General features: G+C 57.8%; 17 protein-coding genes. 14 read left to right on the top strand and 3 right to left on the bottom strand.

The genetic code is table 11. The annotated features are described in order from the left end of the window. Positions 1-323: 323 nt before the first annotated feature. Both ACFSKT_RS05285 and ACFSKT_RS05280 read right to left on the bottom strand, forming a co-directional pair. Positions 324-1,979 (bottom strand): response regulator, encoded by a 1,656-nt coding sequence (locus ACFSKT_RS05285; RefSeq protein ID WP_377719011.1) that lies wholly within the window; start codon positions 1,977-1,979, stop codon positions 324-326. A 12-nt stretch (positions 1,980-1,991) separates the two neighbouring features. Continuing rightward, positions 1,992-3,704, bottom strand: coding sequence for a sensor histidine kinase (locus ACFSKT_RS05280; protein ID WP_377719010.1), 1,713 nt, complete (start codon positions 3,702-3,704; stop codon positions 1,992-1,994). A gap of 243 nt (positions 3,705-3,947) precedes the next feature. On the opposite strand from ACFSKT_RS05280, the gene ACFSKT_RS05275 reads away from it, so the two are divergent. From ACFSKT_RS05275 to ACFSKT_RS05245, 7 genes are all read left to right on the top strand, one after another. Beyond that, complete coding sequence (locus tag ACFSKT_RS05275; RefSeq protein WP_377719017.1) at positions 3,948-4,808, top strand: ABC transporter permease; 861 nt, start codon at positions 3,948-3,950, stop codon at positions 4,806-4,808. A gap of 268 nt (positions 4,809-5,076) precedes the next feature. Further along, positions 5,077-5,955 (top strand): carbohydrate ABC transporter permease, encoded by an 879-nt coding sequence (locus tag ACFSKT_RS05270; RefSeq protein WP_377719009.1) that lies wholly within the window; start codon positions 5,077-5,079, stop codon positions 5,953-5,955. A 79-nt stretch (positions 5,956-6,034) separates the two neighbouring features. Beyond that, positions 6,035-10,414, top strand: a complete 4,380-nt coding sequence (locus ACFSKT_RS05265) for a carbohydrate binding domain-containing protein (protein ID WP_377719008.1) — start codon at positions 6,035-6,037, stop codon at positions 10,412-10,414. A gap of 149 nt (positions 10,415-10,563) precedes the next feature. Next, complete coding sequence (locus tag ACFSKT_RS05260; protein ID WP_377719007.1) at positions 10,564-11,169, top strand: pentapeptide repeat-containing protein; 606 nt, start codon at positions 10,564-10,566, stop codon at positions 11,167-11,169. Between the two features lie 304 nt (positions 11,170-11,473). Continuing rightward, the gene (locus ACFSKT_RS05255) at positions 11,474-13,318 is read left to right on the top strand and encodes an assimilatory sulfite reductase (NADPH) flavoprotein subunit (RefSeq protein WP_377719006.1); all 1,845 of its coding nucleotides are present in this window, start codon (positions 11,474-11,476) and stop codon (positions 13,316-13,318) included. Between the two features lie 28 nt (positions 13,319-13,346). After that, positions 13,347-15,065, top strand: a complete 1,719-nt coding sequence (gene cysI / locus ACFSKT_RS05250; RefSeq protein ID WP_377719005.1) for an assimilatory sulfite reductase (NADPH) hemoprotein subunit — start codon at positions 13,347-13,349, stop codon at positions 15,063-15,065. Positions 15,066-15,531: 466 nt separating this feature from the next. Beyond that, positions 15,532-16,218: a YceI family protein gene (locus tag ACFSKT_RS05245; protein ID WP_377719004.1), complete on the top strand. Its 687-nt coding sequence runs from the start codon at positions 15,532-15,534 to the stop codon at positions 16,216-16,218. Between the two features lie 57 nt (positions 16,219-16,275). Here ACFSKT_RS05245 and ACFSKT_RS05240 read toward each other — a convergent pair whose 3' ends face one another. Beyond that, positions 16,276-17,118, bottom strand: coding sequence for a hypothetical protein (locus ACFSKT_RS05240; RefSeq protein WP_377719003.1), 843 nt, complete (start codon positions 17,116-17,118; stop codon positions 16,276-16,278). Positions 17,119-17,272: 154 nt separating this feature from the next. On the opposite strand from ACFSKT_RS05240, the gene ACFSKT_RS05235 reads away from it, so the two are divergent. From ACFSKT_RS05235 to ACFSKT_RS05205, 7 genes are all read left to right on the top strand, one after another. After that, complete coding sequence (locus tag ACFSKT_RS05235) at positions 17,273-19,489, top strand: EAL domain-containing protein (RefSeq protein WP_377719002.1); 2,217 nt, start codon at positions 17,273-17,275, stop codon at positions 19,487-19,489. A 95-nt stretch (positions 19,490-19,584) separates the two neighbouring features. Continuing rightward, positions 19,585-19,833 (top strand): spore gernimation protein GerQ, encoded by a 249-nt coding sequence (locus tag ACFSKT_RS05230; RefSeq protein ID WP_377719001.1) that lies wholly within the window; start codon positions 19,585-19,587, stop codon positions 19,831-19,833. 48 nt (positions 19,834-19,881) lie between these two features. Then, positions 19,882-20,268 (top strand): spore coat protein, encoded by a 387-nt coding sequence (locus tag ACFSKT_RS05225; RefSeq protein WP_377719016.1) that lies wholly within the window; start codon positions 19,882-19,884, stop codon positions 20,266-20,268. Next, entirely contained in the window at positions 20,265-21,401 is a 1,137-nt protein-coding gene (locus ACFSKT_RS05220) for a zinc-dependent alcohol dehydrogenase (RefSeq protein WP_377719000.1), read from the top strand. The genes ACFSKT_RS05225 and ACFSKT_RS05220 overlap by 4 nt, the downstream gene beginning before the upstream one ends. A gap of 33 nt (positions 21,402-21,434) precedes the next feature. Further along, the gene (locus ACFSKT_RS05215) at positions 21,435-21,629 is read left to right on the top strand and encodes a hypothetical protein (protein ID WP_377718999.1); all 195 of its coding nucleotides are present in this window, start codon (positions 21,435-21,437) and stop codon (positions 21,627-21,629) included. Positions 21,630-21,639: 10 nt separating this feature from the next. Continuing rightward, positions 21,640-21,939: a spore coat protein gene (locus ACFSKT_RS05210; protein WP_377718998.1), complete on the top strand. Its 300-nt coding sequence runs from the start codon at positions 21,640-21,642 to the stop codon at positions 21,937-21,939. A 189-nt stretch (positions 21,940-22,128) separates the two neighbouring features. Further along, positions 22,129-22,632, top strand: coding sequence for a hypothetical protein (locus tag ACFSKT_RS05205; RefSeq protein WP_377718997.1), 504 nt, complete (start codon positions 22,129-22,131; stop codon positions 22,630-22,632). Positions 22,633-22,670 lie beyond the last annotated feature (38 nt).

Raw genomic sequence — 22,670 nt, 5'->3', positions numbered from 1 at the left:
AACGACTTCGGGAGCATAGACTCAGTCCTTTGGTTCCCCTCAGCGAAAGACAATGCAGTCGGGTTAAGGAAAAACGCCCTGTGAAGCCACCCATGGCCCATAGTTGACAGGCTTATGTCTTAGGACTTCAACACCTACGTAAGCTTTGTCCGCAGGACAAAAGCGTGCCACGATCGAAAGCACCCGCCATCCACTAACCATCAAGTCAGCACGAAAAAGGGAGTCCAGAGGGCAAAGTCCTCTGGTTCCCCTCAGCGGAGGGGGAAGGGGGAGGCAGCAATAAAAACGGGGTCGAAGGGGCGAAGCCCTTTGTTCTGGTGCCGTTACCCTTGCGGTTGATGCAGACTGTCCCGGTACTCCTGGGGCGTCACGTCGTAATACTTCTTGAACACCCGAATAAAGTACGCGGTATTGTTGTAGCCGACGAGCTCCGCGATTTCGAACACCTTCGACGCCGTCGTCCGCAGATAGAAGGCCGCCTTCTCCATCCGCAGCCGGTACACGTATTCCGTCAGCGCTTCGCCGGTCTCCGTCTTGTACACCTTGGACAAATAGACCGGGTGCAGGTGCACGTGGCCGGCAATCGCGGGCAGCGACACGTCATAGGCCAGCTGGCGGTCCACGAAGCTGCGCACGCTGCGAACGATCGTGCTGTGGTTGTCCAGCAGCTCCTGTTCGGCGTCGTCGCGAATGCGATGCAGCGTCCGCAGCGCCCACTCGTGCAGCTGCGCCGCGGTCGAGTAGGCGGGACTTTGGAAATGCCGGTACGCTTCATCCGGCAGGACTGCGCGCAGCTGCTTGCCGTTCTTGCGGATGATGTAGGCGAACGCGCCGGCCAGCACGTGATACGCTTCGATCAGCCGCTCCGGGACGTCCGCATCGTCTGCTCGCAGCAGCTCGTCGAAGATCCGCCTGATCTTGCTCTCGACGTCGTCGAACCGTCCGGCCTCCAGCAGATGCATGAGCGTCGGCGGCTCGTACAGCGACCAGACGGCGTTCACCGCGGTATTCGCCGGCTCCGCGTTCTGCGGCATCATGACGAACAGCCCTTGGACGTGCCCCATCTTCTGGCGCATGGAGCGAACGGCTTGGTCGTAGATGTCTCGGACTTGGTCGGGGAAGACGCCCCGGCCGCCGACGAGAATGGAGATGGCGCCCTTTAAGTAATTGTGCACGTTCGTCTGAATTTGCGCGGCATGCCGTTCGACGAGAGGCCGCGATGACGCGGCGTCCGAAGGTCCGCCTCCGGAAGCGGTCGCTTTCCGTTTGACAAGGATGACGATATAGTCGTGCGCATCCCGCGTCGGCCAGATGTGAAAATCGTCCTGCATGACTTCGCTCACGATATTGCAAATCGCATATTCCATAAGCGCCTGTTCGCGGGCGGACAGATCGGCGAACCGCTCCTCCATGCGCACGAGCAGCAGATTGAATTCGTCCTGAACGGAGTAGGGCAAATCGAGCAGCTGGAGCTTATCCGCAAGCGCAGGCGCGGCGTAAGCTTTGCCGGCCAGCAGCTCGCTTAGCATCGTCGAGCGCAGCAGCGGCAAATTCTCGTTCAACGCGTACAGCGCCTTCTGGACGGAGGCGGCTTCTTCCCATTTCGCCTTGATTTGCCCGACGACGCGCGTGACCGAATCGATCAGATCCTCGTCGCTGACCGGCTTCAGCAAATAATCGAACGTCTGCTGCGCGATCGCCTGCTTGGCATATTCGAAGTCCGCATAGCCGGAGAGCAGGATTGTCCGAATATGCGGCCATCGCTGCTGGATTTGCGTGATGAGCTCGATTCCCGACATGCCCGGCATCCGGATATCCGTCATGACCACGTCGATCGCGTTGTTCTCCAGCACCTCCAGCGCCATCGCGCCGGACAACGCCTCGTGCACGGCGCCGATGCCGCATTCCGCCCACGGAATCGTCTCGGCGAGTGTCTCGACGACCGAGCGCTCGTCGTCCACCAATAATAATTGCAGCATATGCGTCTCCACCTATTCGTCTGTATTATCCGGCCAAGTTAGCGTTACTCTGACGCCGCCCGAAGCCGATCGGGCGTAACGGAGGCCGGCGCCTTCGCCGAAGAGAAAGATCATGCGTTGATGGACATTCCATGTTCCGCACCCCATATCTCGGTCCAGCGGCTTCTCCAAGTTCCGCTGCAAAACCGCCATGGCTTCATCCGTCATGCCGACTCCGCTGTCCTCCACCGTAATCATGCATAAGCCGTTCTCGCACGACCCGTCTACAAGGATCTCGCCATCCTCGGCTTGCGGCTCCAATCCGTGCACGATGGCGTTCTCGATGATGGGCTGCAGCGTCAGCCGCGGCACGGCGCGCTCCAGCATCGCATCGGGGATGCGGATCTCGAACCTCATCCGCTCCAGCCGGAGCGCCTGGATGTTCAAGTAGTTGGTCGCCATGCGTACTTCCTCGCGGAGGGTGGCCCGATCATTCTCGCTTCTCGTGATATACCGGTAATATTCGCCCAGATTGAGCGACATCGCGACAACGGCCTGCTCGTTCTTCATGCGCGCCATGTTCTTGATATAGAACAGGCAATTGTACAGGAAATGCGGGTTGATCTGCGACTGGAGCTGCTTCAAGGTCGCCTCGCGCCGGCGCAGCTGCTCCTCGTAGACGTTCTCGATCAGCTCCTGGATGCGCTGCGCCATGATATTGAACCGTCCGAACAGCACGCTGAATTCGTTGCGCTCCGCGTTCGGCAGCCGTACGGAGAAGTCGCCGGCGGACAATCGTTTCGTCCCCCGGACGAGCTGCAGGAGCGGGAGCTGCACGCTGCGATAGAGCGCGAAGACGACGGCGACGCTCATGACGAGCAGCACCGCGATCGACAGATAGAACAGATTCCGGCTGCTCGTGACGGGAGTCAAAATTTGCTGCATCGGCACGTAATCGACATAGTACCACCCAAGGCTCTTCGACCGGATATACGACACGAAATATTCGGTATCGTCCAGCTCGGCGCGGAAGGCGCCGTTCTCCGCGAGGGGCGTATCCTTCAACCGGTTCGACAAGAGCGCGATGCGCGCTTCGTTCGCCGAACCGTTGCGAATCGTGCCGCCGGCCGGGTCGAACAGGAACGGATCGCCGCTGTTGTTGATCTTGTTCTGGTCGAGCAGCGCGGTCAAGTGCTCGATCGGGAAGCTGATTTTCGTAATAAGCCGCGCCAATTTGGGACTGGCCATCGCCGACACGGGGTCGGTCGCGTGCCAGACGAACCGGTTGCCCTCATAGCGCCATGTTTGGGGGAAGGGTGCTTCGAACTGCTTTTCGTCATAGGCTAGCGCCGCGTAATAGTCGGTCGACAGCACCTGACGGATGCGGGGGAAGTACAGCGTGATGTCGGAATGCCACTTGCTGGCGGCATTGTAGAGATTCATTTTCTCCAGAATCGAGACGCTCAGCTTCACCCGTTCGTACGGCTGTCCCGCGAAATCGGGCCGCTGGTACTCCTGGATCGAGGAGTCTTGCCCGATTGACACGCCGTACAACGACAGCTGATAGATCGTCGCTTCGACCTGGGAGGCGAAGAAGGACAGCCGATTCGTCGTGCCGCTCTGAATCTCGTGCTCGATGACCTTCACGCTCTCCCGGTTGGAATAGGTGTACAAGGTGAGGACGGGGATGAGCAGCAGCAGGATCAGCAGCGTGATTTTGGTGAACACGTTGAAGCGCGACAGCACGGCGGGAGCCTCCTCATCTAGTTAAAATATCAATACCGTTCTTGCAATCTTAGGATATAGAACGCTAATGGCCGTTGCTATAATCGTTATATTACAAGGTCTGCCGGACCTAGCAAAGTAAAAATTCGTCGAATAACGGAGGATGCGAAATTGAATGAGTTGGCTTTAGAAGCGAGTAAGCCGCGCGCCGAGCGGGCTGCCGCAAGGGGAAAATGGAATCTGAAACGGAACTGGCCGCTGCACATGATGCTCTTACCGGCGGTGCTGCTGACGCTGCTGTTCCAGTACGTGCCGATGGGCGGGCTCGTCATCGCGTTCCAGGATTTCAAGCCGTGGCTCGGTCTTGGCGGGTCCAAGTGGGTCGGGCTCGATAACTTCCGATTCCTGTTCCGCTATCCCGGCGTGGACCAAGTCATCTGGAACACGCTCCTGATCGCGTTCTTCAAAATCGTCGCCGGGCTGATCGCGCCGTTCCTGTTCGCGGTGCTGCTGAACGAGGTGAGGTCGATGGCGTTCAAGCGGATTTCCCAGACGCTCGTCTATCTGCCGCACTTCCTGTCGTGGGTTATTCTCGGTGGCATTCTGCTCGACATCTTGTCCCCGGACGGCGGGATGGTGAACAAGCTGGTCGTCGCGTTGGGCGGACAGCCGGTGTTCTTCCTCGGCGACGGGGACTGGTTCCGGGTGACGCTCGTCGTCAGCGACGTCTGGAAGGAATTCGGCTTCGGCACGATCGTGTTCCTGGCGTCGCTTGCGGGCATTAACCCCGCCCTTTATGAGGCGGCCGAGGTAGACGGCGCGAACCGGCTGAAGCAGACGCTGCACATTACGCTGCCCGCGCTCCTGCCGATCGCGATCGTGCTGCTGACGCTCTCGATCGGCAACATCTTGAACGCCGGCTTCGATCAGGTATTTAATCTGTACAACCCGCTCGTGTACGAGAAGGGGGATATCATCGACACCTTCGTGTACCGGCTGGGCATTCTGAATGGCAAAATGAGCTTCGCGACCACGGTCGGCCTGTTCAAATCGGTCGTCGGCACCGTGCTCATCGTTGTCTCGTACTGGCTGGCCTACCGACTCGCCAACTACCGCGTGTTTTAGCGGAAGTTCAAAAAGTCGCCCATTGATCACGAAGCAGTTCAAGGTGTAACTCGACATCGAATCTTGCGTTCAGGCTCGAAGTCCGGTGCTCATTTAGGTTGGCCTAAACTCCGCGCCTCCTTCTTCGCCTTCACGCAACCTTCTCGGTGCTGAATGGTCGACTTTTTGAACATTGATCACGAAGCAGTTCAAGGTTTAACACGGCATCGAATCTTGCGCAATCAAGCTCGAGGTCCGGTGCTCGGATTCTATCTAGGAGGGCTCATTCTTGTATCACAAAACAACAGGCTATCGATTGTTCGGCATCGCAAACTATCTCTTCCTCGGCGCGCTGTCGCTGCTGTGCATCCTGCCGATCATCCACATTCTGGCGGTCTCGTTCAGCAGCATGGCTCCGGCGTCGGCCAATCTGGTCGGATTCTGGCCGATCGGCTTTACGACCGATGCGTACGTCAAGACGTTCGGCAACTCGAACTTCTTGAACTCCCTCTGGATCTCGGCGGAGCGGACGGTGCTGGCGACCGTCATCGGCATGGCGCTCGTGACGCTGACGGCTTTCCCGCTGGCGAAGGAGGAGCACAGCTTCAAGGGTCGATCGATGTATACATGGTTTTTCGTCTTCACGATTTTGTTCAGCGGCGGTCTTATTCCGAGCTACATTCTCGTGCAGAAGGTGGGGCTTATGAATTCGATCTGGGCGCTCATCCTGCCTGGCGCGGTCTCGGTATGGAACATTATCCTCATGATGAATTTCTTCCGCGGGCTGCCCAAGGAACTGGAGGAGGCGGCCTATCTGGACGGCGCGGGTCAGCTGAAGACGCTCATGCTCGTGTACGTTCCGCTCTCCATGCCGGCGATCGCGACGCTGTCGCTGTTCACGATGGTCTATCACTGGAATGCCTGGTTCGACGGGATGATCTATATGTCGGATGTGAAAGATTATCCGCTCGCGTCCTTGCTCCAGACGATCATCGTGCAGCAGGATTTCTCCAAAATCAACGTCGATCCGAGCCAGCTGGAGAATATCTCGCAGCGGACGGTGCGGGCGGCTCAAATTTTTATCGGCGCGCTGCCGATCCTGCTCGTCTACCCGTTCCTGCAGCGGTTTTTCGTCAAGGGTATGGTCATCGGCGCGGTAAAGGAATAAGCGCATGGCTTCGGTTGGCAGGGCTGCCCAGGGCAGTCTTCGCCAAACGCATGAACGTTACATTCAGGAGGAGACGAACATGAAGATGACGAAATGGCTGTCCTCGATTCTCGTCGGCGGCTTGCTGATCTCGGCGATCAGTCCGGCGGCATATGCAAGCGAAACGGAGAAGCTGTCGACCGCGGAAGGATTCGCGGATGTGAGCGGCTCGCATTGGGCGAAGCCCGCCGCCGAGCAGCTTCAAGCGCTGGGGCTGATGACCGGCGATGCGGACGGGCGGTTCCAACCGAACCGGCCGATCACGAGAGCGGAATTCATCGCGGTGCTGGATCGGGCGTTCGGCTTCGCCGGCGTCGGATCCAAATCGTTCGCCGACGTGCTTCCCGAGGCGTGGTACTACCGCGCCGTCATGAACGCCGCCGGGTCGGGCATCGTCGAAGGAACGGAGGACGGCCGATTCGCGCCGAACGCCCCGGTGACGAGAGAAGGCGCGGCAGTCTTGCTGGACCGAGCCTTCCAATTGTCGACGGGGGCGGAGTCCGTCGCATCGCTGCAGACCTTTGACGATAGCGAGGATATAGCCGGCTATGCGGAGAAAGCGCTTACTTATCTCGTGGAGACGAAGGCGATGAAGGGGGCGAACGGGCGACTGCTGCCCAAGAAGCCGATAACCCGCGCGGAATCGGCATCGCTGCTCGCAGGCATGATGTCCGTGCTTATTGCGAAGCCGACGCAATACGAAGCAGCGAAGATCACGGGGAACGTCCTCGTTCGAACGGGCGGCGTCACGATAAGGAACACCGTTATAGAAGGTAACTTGCTGCTCGCGGAAGGCATCGGAGAAGGCGAGGTTACGCTGGAGGGCGTAACGGTCACCGGAAGCGCGATCATTAAGGGCGGCGGGAGCCATTCGATCGTCTTCAAGAATGCCAAGTTGGGACGGGTCGTCATCGATAAGCGGGGAAAGCCGATCCGGGTCGCCTTCCAAGCCGGCTCGAGTGCGGAGACGGTGGCCGTTCGGCAGCCTGCTCAGATCGAGGTCGAGGCGGATAGCGCGATCGGCGCGATGACCTTCGGCGAGACGGCGGGCACATCCAAGCTGACGACCGATGGGAAGATTGGTCGACTGCTGGTGGAGGCCGACAAGGTGACCGTGAACGGCAAAGAAGTGCGCGCGGGCTACGCAGTCTCCTTTGAACCGAAGTCCGATTCGACGACGCCGCCGGGGAATCCCGGCACGCCGCCCGCCGGCAGCGAGCCGCCAGTCGCGCCGACGACGATTCCCGACCAGGATTGGGAGCTCGTCTGGCGCGACGAATTCAATGCGCCCGGCATCGACGCGTCCAAGTGGACGGTCTTGGATACGGATGTCGTTTATAATAACGAGCTGGAATATTACAGCCCGAACAATGCTTCCATACAGAAGGACGGCAGCCGCAGCGTGCTGAACGTCGCCGCGAAGAAGGAATCGTATCGCGGCCGCGATTACACGTCCGCCAAGCTAATCACGCAGGGAAAAGGGGATTGGACATACGGGAAGGTCGTTGTTCGCGCCAAGCTTCCGGTCGACAAGGGCATGTGGCCGGCGATCTGGATGATGCCGACGGACGAAGCGCATTACGGCGGCTGGCCGGCTTCGGGCGAGATCGATATTATGGAGCTGATTGGGGGCGAGCAAAACAAGCACCGCGTCTACGGCACGCTTCACTATGACAGCGTGCAGCCGGACGGCTCCCACGGCCACGACCAAGGTATCTATGAATTAGCGCAGGGCGCATCGTTCGCGAACGATTATCATGATTTTCAGGTTGAATGGCTGCCGGGCGTCATCCGGTTCTACGTGGACGGCCGGCTGTATCACGAGGTGAGCGACTGGAAGACCAAGGGTCCGGGCCAGCCGGAATATTACACCTACCCGGCTCCGTTCGATCGTCCGTTCTACTTGATTCTCAATTTGGCTGTCGGCGGCGATTGGCCGGGCTCGCCGGATGCGAATTTCGTATCGGACGAGATGAAGGTGGATTTCGTACGCGTCTATTCCTATAAGAAGCTGGACGAATGGCCGGACGTGACGGGCCATCCGCCGGAACCGGCGATGCAGCGTCAGCCGCAGCCGGACGGCAACCAGCTGTACAATCATGATTTCCGCGGCGAGCAAGGCGCGGACGGCGTTCCGCGCGACTGGCAATTCCTTCTGAACGCAGGCGGCGAAGGAAGCGTGTCCGTCATCGAGGACGCGGCGAAAGGGAAGGCAGCGAAGGTGTCGATCGCGAACGCGGGCGAGCAGCTGTATGCGGTCCAGCTCACGCAGATGCCGATGTATGTTCAGAATGGCAAGCGCTACAAGGCGACTTTCGAGGCCAAAGCGGACGCGAACCGAACGATCATGGCCAAGGTAAACCAATATCAGAAGAGCTGGAAAAATTATTCCGGCGAGCAAACCTTTACGCTAACGACGGATTGGCAGCCGTTTGAATACACCTTCGACATGCGCGAGGGCACGGACAATAACGCCCGGTTCGAATTTAACCTCGGGTTAAATGAAGAAACGGTTTATCTTGCAAACGTGAAGCTGGTCGAGATCGGCGATGCGCCGCCGCTGCCGGACGAGACGATCGAACGCGGTGCGCTCCCGGACGGGAACCTGGTCTATAACGGCACGTTCGATCAAGGGACGGACCGGTTGGGGTTCTGGTCGCCTGCAATCGCGTCGGATGCAAAGGCGCGAATTAGCGTGAACAACTTCCTCAAGTTCCCGATCATGGAGCGGCAGCTGGTCGTCCAAGTTGAAGAAGAAGGGTTCGCGGCAGACAGCGTCGTCGTCAGTCAGCCCGGCTTGAAGCTGGAAGCGGGCGCGGCGTACGGTCTCTATTTCGAGGCGAAGGCAGATACGCCGAGGACCATGCGGGTGGCGATCGCCCGGGAGGACGGAGGAAGCGCGCAACTCCCGCAGGGCGCGTCCGTTCAGCTTGGCACCGAGCTTGCGACCTATTCGAAAGAGATCGTCATCGGGCCGGAGGCCGATGCGGAATCGGAGCTTAAGCTCTTGTTCGGCGGCGACGCGGGCACCGTGTACGTGGACAACGTGCGATTGGTGAAGCGCGGACAGCCGGTTCATGTCTCGGCTTATGCCCATATCCCGGCTGTTCAGGCTTGGGAGATGCGCGGCCTTCAGCTGGAGGATGCCTCGGAAGGGGGCAAGAACGTCGGCTATATGGACGAAGGCGACCTGCTTCAATATAAAATCAGCGTCGCCAAGGACGCCGAATACGTGCTCTCCGCGCGAGTCGCGAGCGGCGAGGACGATTCTCCGATTCGGCTTCGCGTGAAGGACGAGAACGGCGCGACGATTGCCGAGTCCGAAGCGAACGTTGGCAATACGGGCGGCTGGCAGACGTACAAGACGATTTATTTTGATTCGATCGCGCTTGCGGCCGGCAGGAACTATTACGTCGAGTTCCAGGGTCGCGACTATAATACGCTGTGGGTAGATATGTCGGAAAATAAAGTGCGGAACGGCGACTTCGATGCCGGTACCGAGACATGGAATTTGATCACGACGGATTCGGCGAGCATGGCGGTGGCCGAAGGCGGCGAGTTAACCGTCCGTCTGCCGGGTACGGGCGCGCAGTGGTGGGATCATCAGATTCAGCAAGCAGGGCTGAAGGTCGAACAAGGGAAAACCTACCGGCTGGAGCTTGCGGCCAGGTCGTCGACGCCAAGGACGATGCACGTCGTCGTCTCGCAAAGCAACGGCGAATATACGAAGTATTTAATAGAAGAAACAGCGCTCGCGCAAGAGCAGTCTCACCTCGCTTATACCTTCACGATGAACGCGCCGACGGATAACGCCGCCGTACTCGCCTTCGGTCTGGGAGTGCCCGCGGCCGCCGGTGACGCTCACGAGGTAGTGATCGACGACGTGCAGCTGTACGAGGTGAATCCGTCGGCGGATGGCGGCGGACAACCGGTGAACGTCAATCTGCTGCATAACGGTAATTTCGCCAGCGGTACGGAAGGCTGGTTCTCCTATGCCGCCGGAGACGCGAGCCAGCTCTCAATCACCGCCGAGGGCGGCAAGCTTCAAGCGGCCATCGGCAGCGTCGGGGACAACCCATGGGACCGCCAAGTCATCAACGAAGGATTCGCCGTTCAGCAAGGTTCCCGGTATACGCTCACCTTCAAGGCGAAGGCCGTCTCGCCGCGGAAGCTGGGCATCGGCATCGGTTGGGTGGACGTCGCGGCGAACTATGAATGGCATGGCTATTTCGGCGGGCAGGTGGACCTGACGACCGAGGAGCAGTCCTTCTCGTTCACATTCGACGCGACGGCCGAAAGCTACCGGAATGCGCGCATTTCCTTCGATATGGGCAACATCCCCGGCGGCAGCGCAGGACAGACGGTCATCTCGCTTTCCGAGGTTCGTCTGGTCAACATCGGTCCGGCGAGCAGCGAATAAAGTCAATAGCAAGCGCCGATACGACCCCTGCGGACGTTCGGCGCTTTTTGCCTTCGATAAATTTAGTGCTTGACATTTCGCGGCGCATACCCGGGGTCTTGACAGCCGTGTGCTATAGTGGAGCTATATCGCGTACTCGGGAGGCTAGCATGTTTCAACATCATCAACAGCATTACGTGAAGGTCGATTTCGGCGCCAAGGATTTGCGATACGGCGAGCTGATCGGCTGCACATTTGATCAATGTACGTTCGCGAACGGTTCGCTGGAAGAGGTCGTCACCAGCGGCTGCCGTTTCATGTCATGCGATTTTCGCGGGGCGCTGCTGAACGGGTCCATTCATAAAGAATCCGCCTTCGAGAACTGCGGGTTCGGCGGCGCCAATCTGTTCGTGGCCAAATTCGAAGCGTGCAAAATGACGGGCTCCGATTTCTCGGGCGCCACGTTAGACGGCATGACGATCGAGCAGGGTGACTGGTCGTACGCGAATTTGAGACAAGCCCGGCTGGCGAGACAGAACCTGCGCGGCGTCCGGTTGGTGGAAGCCGATTTGTCCGGCGCCAACTTGGAGAAGGCGGATTTGCGGGACTGCGACTTGACGATGGCCGTCTTATCGAAGGCCATCCTAAAGGATGCCGATCTCCGCGGCGCCAAGCTGGACGGCGTGGATTTCAAGACGATGGCGCTGACGGGCGTGAAGCTGGACCGGGAGCAAGCAGTGCTCGTGGCGCGGTCGTTCGGGGCGAAGATCGTGTAGGCGTATCCGACGCCTTCGTATTCCCGCACCCTGCATGAAGCATGAAGAGCATGTCCCTGAGAGGCATGCTCTTTTTCGCGTCGTTGGATAGGATGGATGAGCCCGTTTTCGCCGAATATTGGAAAGAACGCCCAGCGCATTGTGTTTTATTATAGGATTCATCAGAATTCATTATCTTTAAGTCGACCATTTCGCTCGCGTTATATGGTATAGTTTTCAAAAGGTAAGTTAATCGGAGGGCGGAGATGTACGTCTGCCCGCCCGGCATGTTTTCGCAAGACAAACTTTTGTGGGGTGGATCGCGTTGCAATTGCAAGTAACCAACAGTCCGTTTAACCAAGAGCAGGTCGACCTTCTGAACCGGCTACTGCCGAGCTTGACCGACAGTCAAAAAATTTGGCTCAGCGGTTTCCTTGCCGCGACGGCCTCCGCACAGGCGGGCTCCGCGGCTCCGCTGGCCGCGCAGCAGGCGCCAAGCGCCGTTGCAGCCGCGCCGGCACCCGCAGCGAGCAAGGACGTGACGATTCTCTTCGGCTCCCAGTCCGGCAATTCGGCGGGATTGGCCAAGAAATCGGCTAAGGTATTGACGGAGAACGGCTTCAACGTCACCGTCTCCGCGATGAGCGATTTCAAGACGAACCAGCTCAAGAAAGTCCAACAGCTGCTGATCGTGGCGAGCACGCACGGCGAAGGCGAGCCGCCGGATAACGCCATCTCGTTCCACGAGTTCCTGCTCGGCAAACGCGCGCCGCGGCTGGAAGGCATGACCTTCTCGGTATTGGCGCTCGGGGACACCTCGTATGAGCTGTTCTGTCAGACCGGCAAGGAGTTCGACGCCCGTCTGGAAGAGCTCGGCGCGACGCGTCTTGTCGACCGCGTCGATTGCGACGTCGACTTCGACGAACCGGCATCCGCTTGGTTGAAGAGCGTCGTGGATCGCTTGAAGGAAGCGGCTTCCGCCGGTACGGGAGCGGCCGTGGCCGCCGCGCCGACGGCCGATGCCGGAGCTGCTGCGGAATCCGCATATTCCCGCACCAACCCGTTCCGCGCCGAAGTGCTGGCGAGCTTGAACCTGAACGGCCGCGGTTCGAACAAAGAAACGCGCCATCTCGAGCTGTCCCTCGAAGGATCTGGCATCTCGTATAAGCCGGGCGACGCTCTTGGCGTCTATCCGCAGAACGATCCGGCGCTCGTCGACGAGCTGCTGGAAGCGACGAAGTGGGATCCGCAGGCGCAGGTAACGGTGAACAAGAATGGCGAGGTTCGCGCGCTGCGCGAAGCCCTCATCGAATACTTCGATATTACGACGCTGTCCAAGCCGCTGATCGAGAAGCTCGCGCAGATCGCCGCGAACAAGGAAGCGCTCGAGCTGCTGGACGCGGGCAACCGGGAGAAATTCAAGGCCTACGTTCATGGCCGCGATCTGCTTGATTTCATCCGTGACTACGGTCCGCTGCAAGGAAGCGCGCAGGACGTCGTGTCGTTGCTTCGCAAAATCCCGGCGCGTCTGTATTCCATCGCAAGCGCCCAGTCCGCCAATCCGGACGAAGTGCATTTGACGATCGGCGCGGTGCGTTACGAAGCGCACGGCCGCGAGCGCAAGGGCGTCTGCTCCGTCTACGCCGCCGAGCGGCTGCAGCCGGGCGATACGGTGCCGGTGTACATTCAACCGAACGAGAACTTCAAGCTGCCGGAAGATCCAAGCACGCCGATCATCATGGTCGGACCGGGCACGGGCATCGCGCCGTTCCGCTCGTTCATGCAGGAGCGCGAAGAGAGCGGGGCGCAAGGCCCATCCTGGCTGTTCTTCGGCGATCAGCATTTCGTGACGGACTTCCTGTACCAGACGGAATGGCAGCGCTGGGTCAAAGACGGCGTCTTGACTCGCATGGACGTGGCCTTCTCCCGGGATACGGACGAGAAAGTATACGTGCAGCACCGCATGCTTCAGCACAGCAAGGAATTGTACGCATGGCTGGAGCAAGGCGCGTCGTTCTACATTTGCGGCGACGAGAAGAACATGGCCAAAGACGTGCACCGCACGCTCTTGGAGATTATCGAGACCGAAGGCGGCAAGAGCCGCGAGGAAGCGGAGAACTATCTGGCGTCGATGCAGCAGAGCAAGCGGTATCAGCGCGACGTATATTGATTTTGGATGAAGAGGAGCACGACTTAGCATGGCAAAGACGAAATTAACGGCCCCTGAGGGAACACCTAGCGATGTCGAACGCATAAAGCGCGAAAGTAATTATTTGCGCGGCACCTTGGCCGAATCGATGCTCGAGCCGCTCAGCGCGGGCATCTCGGATGACGATAACCGGCTGATGAAATTCCACGGCAGCTATCTGCAGGACGACCGCGACCAGCGCAACGAGCGCCAGAAGCAGAAGCTCGAACCCGCGTATCAATTCATGCTCCGCGTCCGCATGCCGGCTGGCGTCGCCCAGCCGGGGCAATGGCTGGTCATGGACGAGCTGGCCAACAAATACGGCAACGGCACGCTGAAGCTGACGACGCGTCAGACATTCCAGATGCACGGCATTCTGAAGTGGAACATGAAGAAGACGATTCAATCGATCCACGCGTCGCTGCTGGACACGATCGCCGCCTGCGGCGACGTTAACCGCAACGTCATGTGCAATCCGAATCCGTATCAATCCGACGTCCACGCCGAAGTGTACGAATGGTCGAAGCGGCTCAGCGATGATCTGCTGCCGCGGACGAGAGCGTACCACGAGCTGTGGCTGGACGAAGAGAAGGTCGCTTCCACGCCGGAGGTCGACGAAGTCGAACCAATGTACGGCCCGCTCTATCTGCCGCGCAAATTCAAGATCGGCATCGCGGTTCCGCCATCCAACGACATCGACGTTTACTCGCAGGATCTCGGTTTCATCGCGATCGTCGAGGACGGCAGATTGACCGGCTTCAACGTCGCGATCGGCGGCGGCATGGGAATGGCGCACGGCGACAAAGAGACTTACCCGCAGCTGGCGAAGGTCATCGGCTACTGCAAGCCGGAGCAGATCTACGACGTAGCCGAGAAAATCATCACGATCCAGCGCGATTACGGCAACCGCGCGCATCGCAAGAATGCCCGGTTCAAATATACGGTCGATCGTCTCGGCCTGAAGAACGTCAAATCCGAGCTGGAGCGCCGGCTGGGTTGGAAGCTGGCGGCCGCCAAGCCGTTCCACTTCAACGATAACGGCGACCGTTACGGCTGGGTGCAAGGCGTAGGCGATACGTGGCACTATACGTTGTTCGTGGAAGGCGGACGCGTGGCGGATTTCGACGGCTATCCGCTAATGACGGGTCTTCGAGAGATCGCCAAGGTGCACACCGGCGACATCCGCTTGACGGCGAACCAGAATTTGATCATCGCCAACGTATCGGCGCAGAAGAAAGCGGAGATTTCCGCTCTCATCGAGCGCTATGGCCTGTCCGACGGCAAACGGTTCTCGGGGCTCCGCCGCAGCTCGATGGCTTGCGTTGCGCTGCCGACGTGCGGCCTCGCAATGGCCGAAGCCGAGCGTTACCTGCCGGTGCTCATCGACAAGATCGATGTCATGCTGGATGAGAACGGACTGCGCGAAGAAGAAATCACGATCCGGATGACCGGCTGCCCGAACGGGTGCGCGCGTCACTCGCTCGGCGAGATCGGCTTCATCGGCAAGGCGCCGGGCAAATACAACATGTATTTGGGCGCCGCTCACGACGGGAGCCGCTTGAGCAAGATGTACCGGGAGAATATCGGCGAGGAAGAGATTCTTCGCGAACTGTCGGTGCTGATCCCGCGTTATGCGCAGGAACGCCAGAGCGGAGAACACTTCGGCGACTTCGTCATTCGCGCGGGCGTCATCGCCGCGACGACGGACGGTACCAATTTCCATGCCTAAAGGCCGCTTGATGGCGGCGTGAGACAAGCTTCCGAGGAGCATGCGATTACGAATCGCATGCTCCTTGTGTTTGTTAGGCGAGAAGGCGGGCAATCGTATGCGATTGCGCTTTAAAGTGCCGAGGACGCAGTCGAAAGGGGCTGGTTGGACGCGGCGGGAACGAAGAGACTTTCATTGATTTTCCTGTTTTTCGTATTTGGCAAACCAACGGCGTTCTAGGCGGCGGTATCGCAGCCATGCTCGCGAGCGATGCGAGTATCTAGTTCGTTCTCGTTTTTAAGCTGATTTTCAGATTGCGCTAAGGTTCTTTTCATACTGCGCTGATAAGGTAAGAGTAATTCATTTGTCTCATTGCACTACAACACGTAGTGTGGGGCGAGGTAACCAGTTGCCATCTTTTTTTACTCTTCAACACTACACAGCGTAGTGTTGGTTGGTGGCGACATACATAGGAGGAGGAGAAGCGATGAACAAGAAATGGGTATTGGCTGCAGGAGCGGCCATCGTGGTTTTGGCAGGCGGCGGGTATTGGACGTACGATTATTTCACGGGCAACCAGGTGGAGATTAAGGAAGTGATCGGCGAAACAGAGGCCGCGGCAGCCTCGGGCGCCGTTGTCACGAGCGAGCAATTGAACGGCGAATGGACGATTGCCGACGGATCCGAAGTGTATATCTCGATGACAACGTCGAAGGAAACCGTCAATATGACGGCCGGCACGGTAACGGGCAAATGGACGATCGATACGGCTAGCGCCGGACAGATGACGGCCGAAGGCGTGGTCGACCTGGCAGGACTGGATTCCGGCAATCCGATGCGTGACGGTCATATTAAAGGCGATCAATACTTGAACGCCGAGGCCCATCCGCAAGCGAAGTTCGCCGCAACGTCGATCGACGGTTTCCCGGAGACGTGGAGCGAGGGCGTCGCCGTGCCGCTTCAGCTGAAGGGAACGTTGAACGTCCGCGGCGTCGACAAGGAGGTCGTGTTCGACAGCCAAGCGGTATATGAGCAAGGCCAGGTCAAGCTGGAAGGCAGCACGATCGTCACCTTTGCCGACTTCGGCATGAAGAACCCGCATCAGGTGATCGTAGAGACGGAGAATGACGTGAAGGTTGAGCTTCGGCTGCTGCTGGATAAGCCGGCGGTATAATATAGAAGTGAAACAAAGCCGGTCCAGGTTGGATCGGCTTTGTTCAATTGCGAAAATTCATGCGGTAGAGGCGTCTTGGTCGCGGAAGACGCGCATGCCTCTGCGAATGCACCATGCCGCGAACAAACAGCAGGGGACATAAATGAGATAGTAGAGCCACAAGGGGATATAAATGTGCAGTACGCCCGTCCGAATCAGCGGATATTGCAGAAGCATAATGATGAACAGCGCGGCGAACAGCCATCGCAGCCGAGGACTCCAAAACACCGCGTTGGCGATGAGCGCCGCCTTAACTAAGGTGTACGGAAACGTGAAAAATACGTCGTCGCGCGAGTGCAGCTCGAACACGCCGGGCAGGAATTGCCGCACGCCCGTCAGCATGAACAGGTACGACATCGTGTCCACCGTGCTGAGCGAGAACATGAGCAGCGTGACGTATTGAAAGAGCCGTCTGCCTCGCGACAATCGATTCGCCCAATATCGAACGAACCAGAAGAAGAACAGAAAGGCCGCCAGCGTATAGCCAAGTTTCCACCAATGATGCGCATAGATGCCCAGATGAAGAAAAAGCCACTCTACGCCGCACAACAGCAGCGTGAAGACAAGGTTCCAACGAAAGGATAGCCGATACACGACCATCGCCAAGCCGAGCACGGGAACGGTCAGGAAATTCGAGATCAGCGCCCCCATCATGCTATCCAGATAAGGGTTCGGCAGTATTTTCGGATAATAGACATAGCAGTCGAAGAGGACGAGAATCGTGTACTCGAACAAATAAATCATGCCGATGAAGGCGAGAAACAGAACGACGTTCATCCATCTTTTGGAGCTGATCAAGATATAGCTCAAGAGCGAAATCGCCAGAGAAGCAAGGATGAGATAAGGAACCATATTCGGCATGCTAGGCCTGCCTCCAAGCGAGTGAATGCTTCAATGTCCCCTCATTTTTACCATCTGCGGAGCGGGATATACCGGATCTTCCCCATTATTTAACGGTACGCATCCAGGTCATACTAATGATACCTGAAGATTGGCAAAAAGGAGTAACGTGAAGGTGAAGAATTCGACGCAAGACGCCATGCCGCTCCATCCGTTCGAAGATGCGCTTCGCGATATGCTGGAGCTGGTCAGCCGCTATTACGGAAAGAAAGCTTGTTTTGTCGCGCACACGGACGAGCATGCCTTTCGCGTGCTGGAAACGCTGAACGCCGGCGGGTTGCATATCGAAAAAGGCATCTTCCTGCCCATTCATGAATCTTACTGCGGGATCGTTCATTCGGGCAGCCGCGAACCGGTCGAGGTGACGGAAAATGCCCGGATCGACTCCTACTTGGGCGCGCCGGTCCTGCTTCGCGACGGAACCATGTACGGCACGCTGTGCGTGCTCGATTCGCAGCCCGGGCAGTATTCCGAAGCTGATATCGCTTATTTGCAGAAGTTTGCGAATCATTTAAGCTACGTGCTGGAGTTGGGGAGAATGTCGGTTCGCGACGCGCTAACCGGTTTGTACAACCGCGGTTTTATGAACGGCGTGTCCGCTGACCTGGCCAACATGACGGACGCGAAATTCGCCGTGCTGTTCATCGATCTGGACCGATTCAAATCGGTGAACGACACGGTAGGCTGCGAGGGCGGAGACTTGCTGCTGCAGGAGGTGGCCAAGCGGTTGAAACCATGCGTCCGTCAAGGTGAGCTGCTGTCTCGCGTGGGCGGCGAAGAATTCATGCTGCTGATCCCGAAGTTGAACGAACGGGACGATGCGGTGCGAATTGCCGAACGGATGCTCGAAGCCTTGTCCGAGCCGTTCTTCATCCACGGCCAAGCGCTGCGGATGTCCGCAAGCATCGGGATCGCGTTCTATCCCGAAGACGGCCGGGAACTGACGATCTTGATGAAAAAAGCGAATCATTCCATGTATCAAGTGAAGAAAGAAGGCCGGAATAACGTTCGCGTGTTCGATGAGCGTAAAGAGACGGGCGACCGGCCGCCGATCGAACGCGAGGATGATTTGCGCCATGCCTTGGCAACCGGACAATTCGTCCTCCACTATCAGCCGCAATACGATCTGCGCAACCAGCAGCTGACCGGCGCGGAGGCGCTCATTCGGTGGCACCATCCGGACCTCGGCTTGATTCCGCCGTCGTCGTTCATCCCCTTGGCCGAAGAGAACGGGACGATCAACGACATCGGGACATGGGCCTTGCGCGAAGCATGCCAACAAAACAAAGCGTGGCAGAACGCGGGCCTTGCGCCGATTACGGTCGCCGTCAATCTGTCGGCGAGGCAGTTCTACCAGCCGGGACTCGTTCAGGTCGTTAGCCGTATTCTTGAAGAAACGGAACTGGAACCGCGTTATTTGGAACTGGAGCTTACGGAAAGCATTATGATCGAAGCAGAGCAGGCGTTGATCGTGCTGCGAGCCTTGAAAGCGCTCGGCGTTCGGATCAGTCTGGATGACTTCGGCGTCGGGTTCAGCTCGTTGTCGTATTTGCGCAAATTCCCGATCGATAAGCTGAAGATCGACAAATCGTTCATCCAGGAGTGTCCGGTCGACGTCAATGACGCGACGATCGTGAAGATGATCATCAACATGGCGCATAATCTGAAACTGAGCGTAATGGCGGAGGGTGTTGAGGATAAGGATCAGCTGACGTTTCTCACCCAACACGTCTGCGACGGCGCTCAGGGCTTTCTGTTCCAGAAGCCGCTTCCGGGGCGCGCGTTCACCGAGAAGTTCCATGAGCTCCAATCGTTCGGGCAGAGGCTCGGGCTGAGCGGCTTGCCGTCTAACCGCTTTTGGCTGGAGGAAGGGCTGCGCATGGACCGCGAAGCGCTGCAAGAGATCATTCGCCTGCAGGAAGGGTTTATTTTCAAAGTAGCCGAACGCGATGGGAAGCTTATCCATACCTTCTGCGAAGGGAAGCTGCTATTTCGAATGGGACTGGTGCCGGAGCAAATCGTCGGGAAGGAAGCGAAGGAATTTCTGACCCTTGCGGACGCGCACCGTAAGGAAGCTTGCTACCGGAGAGCGTGGCAAGGCGAAGAGATGGTGAGCTATGAATCGGAATTAAACGGCATCTACTACTTGACCTCCTTGCGGGCCATTCGCAAAGGCGGCGAAATCGTGGAGATCATCGGGACGAGCGTGGATATTACCGTCCGGCGGAACATGGAGCTCGCGCTCATGCAAAGCGAAGAAAAATACCGGCTGCTCACCGATCAGATGCTGAGGTTGGCATCGAGCATGGACGATGATGGGCAAAGCGGCTAGCTTCGGAGAAAATAGGGTTCAAATTCAACATATATCGCGCAAGAGTGGACAAACTTATTTAAGCTCGTTAGTAGCCATGACTTGGAGGGATTGAGATGATCAACGAAAAGCGGCTGGCCGCTCATGAAGCGCTTGATCTGCATGAGATCATCAATTTCAAGACGCTTGGCTTGGCCAAGTCGAAGTTGATGCAAGGTCTGGTGTTCGATCGAGAACTCCGGCAGCTCATGGAAAAGGACGTGCAGCAGACGCAGCAGGCGATCGCCCAGCTGCAAGCCGTATATGCGGAGTCGCCGTTCGAGGCCCCGGTTCCGGAGTTCCGCCCGACGCCGATATTGAATTAAGGAAGGCAAAGGAGACGTACAACGATGAACGTTCAGCAAGACGGCCCGATCAAGATGGATGCGCTGGACCCGGCGAACGCGCTTAATATGCCAGAGATGGCGGACATGACGTTTGCGATGGATTTTTTAATGCGAGCCAAAGAAGGCGTGCGCAATATCGCCGTCGCTCTAACGGAAACCGTGTCCCCTCAGGCGAGAGCGCTGCTCCGCGAACAGCTGCGGCAAGGGATCGCCCTTCATCAAGAAATTACGGAACTGATGGTCAGGAAGAAATGGTTCCATCCTTACGAGCTGCAGGAGCAGTTCAAGCTGGACGTGCTGTCGCTTACGAATACGCTGGAAATCAGCAAGCAGAAATTGTTCCCGGACGATACGTCGCGCAAGGGCATGTTCGACCGGACGCCGGACGAGCATATGGGAGGCAGCGAGGCATGAAAGCCGTAACTTATCAAGGGATCAAGAACGTCGTCGTAAAGGAAGTCCCGGATCCGAAAATCGAGAAATCCAACGATATGATCGTTAGGCTGACGACGACGGCCATTTGCGGATCGGATCTTCATCTCATTCACGGGATGATTCCGAATCTGCAAGAGGACTACGTCATCGGCCACGAACCGATGGGAATCGTCGAAGAGGTCGGTCCTGACGTGAAGAACCTGAAGAAGGGCGACCGCGTCATCATTCCGTTCAACATCGCCTGCGGCGAATGCTTCTATTGCAAAAATCAACTGGAAAGCCAATGCGATCATTCGAACGATAACGGCGATATGGGGGGCTACTTCGGCTATTCCGGCACGACCGGGGGCCATCCGGGCGGACAGGCGGAGTTTCTTCGGGTACCGTTCGCGAACTTCACCCACTTCAAAATCCCAGAAAGCTGCGAGCATCCTGATGAAACGCTGTGCCTGATCGCGGACGCGATGACGACCGCATTCTGGAGCGTGGATAACGCGGGGGTGAAAGCCGGCGATACCGTCATCGTCATCGGCTGCGGTCCGGTCGGCTTGCTCGCCCAGAAGTTCGCCTGGTTCAAAGGCGCGGGCCGCGTCATCGCGGTCGATTATTTGGATTACCGGCTGGAGCACGCGAAGCGGACGAACCGCGTCGAGACCGTCAACGCCGGCGCGTTCGAGAATGTCGGCAACGACCTGAAGGAGATGACCAAGGGCGGGGCGGACGTCGTCATCGACTGTTCGGGCATGAGCGGCAAAATGACGCCGATGGAGTCGCTTGCCTCGGGGTTGAAATTGCATGGCGGCGCGATGGGCGGCATCGTTATTGCATCGCAAGCCGTTCGCAAAGGCGGCACGATTCAAGTCACGGGCGTCTACGGAGGCCGTTACAATGCGTTCCCGCTCGGCGATATTTTCCAGCGGAACGTCAATCTCCGCACGGGTCAAGCGCCAGTCATCCACTATATGCCGTATATGTACGAGCTGATCGATACGGGCAAAGTCGATCCGAGCGACGTCATCACGCACGTGATCCCGCTTAGCGAAGCGAAGCGCGGCTATGAACTTTTCGATACGAGACAGGACAACTGCATTAAGGTGGTCTTGAAGCCTTGATTGGCGACGAGGCGGCCGAGAGGAGGCGTAAACATGGATTTCGCTTTGCACGAAACGCTGGAGGTTCATGAACTGGCGGCGTTCAAAACCATCTGTCTGACGACAGCCAAAACGATGCGTGGCCTCGTTTCGGACCCGCAGCTCAAGGATATTTTGCAGCAGGATGTGGAAACGACGCATGTACAGCTGCAGGAGCTCGGGACGCTGTTAACGAAAGCCATCCAATAGGAGCGAAACGATGAATACGATCGTGGAACATTTAACCGGCTTGAACACGCTAACGGATCAAGTGGTCGCGACCAACTTCCTGATCAATGCCAAAAGCGGCGTCCGCAATTACGCGATGGCCGTTACGGAAGCCGGCACGCCGGAAGTGAAGGCCGTACTGACGAAGCATCTGGAGGAAGCGATCGATACGCACGAGAGGATCATGGCCTACATGATCGAGCGGGGCTGGTATCACCCGTGGAACACCGCGGATCAGATCCGCCTGGATCTGATGAACATCGACACCGCATTGAAAGCGCCGATGCTGTAATCGGTAGGAGCATGATTCGCACAGTAGAGCAGATGCCATCTTGGTATCTGCTTGTTTGCTTTGCGGCGAATTGCGACTCCGAACGAAGGGGAATGGAGATAAAAGTAGAATATATGGGGTGGATCTAAACGAGAAAAGTTGGTGAAACGGATGGAACAGGGTGATTTTAATCAGGCAAGGGAGCTATTCATGCGCCATCGCGGGAATATGATCCGCATGCACAAGGAAGGCGTGCTTCAAGCTTATAAATCCTACGACGTGCCGAAGGAAACGGAAGCGGCGTGGACGGCGGAACTAATCGACGAATTAATCAAGGCATTATCGATTCTTAATACGGACGCGCTCGAGGAGCTGGAGGCGATCTATAAGATCGGCCAGCAGCCGGGTATCTACGAAAGCATTCTGAAATTCGCGTCGAAGCAGGTCATGAGCGCGGATAGTCTCGTGAGGCTGAGCTATGCCGAGACGATTGTACGATTGTTCAAGCTGATGCGGCAGGCGCCATCCAAAGAAACACACTACCAGTCGCTGCAAGTCACGACGGACTTGCTGGAAGACGTCATCGCGAAGCCGCTCGTCCTGGATCCGGGTCGAGCGCTGAGGGACTATGGGTTGACAGACAAAAAGTCGCTTAATCTTCGAGCGCGCCAAAGTTTGGACGAGGCTCGGGAGGTATTCGGCCGGTTCAAGTAGAAGACTCAAGCGAAGGGAAATTCCTTAAACCTCCGGAG

The organism is Paenibacillus xanthanilyticus (assembly GCF_042682185.1).
GTDB lineage: Bacteria > Bacillota > Bacilli > Paenibacillales > Paenibacillaceae > Paenibacillus_Z > Paenibacillus_Z xanthanilyticus.
Note: the sequence above shows the minus strand (reverse complement) of the source record. Positions and strands in the feature narration are given on the sequence as shown.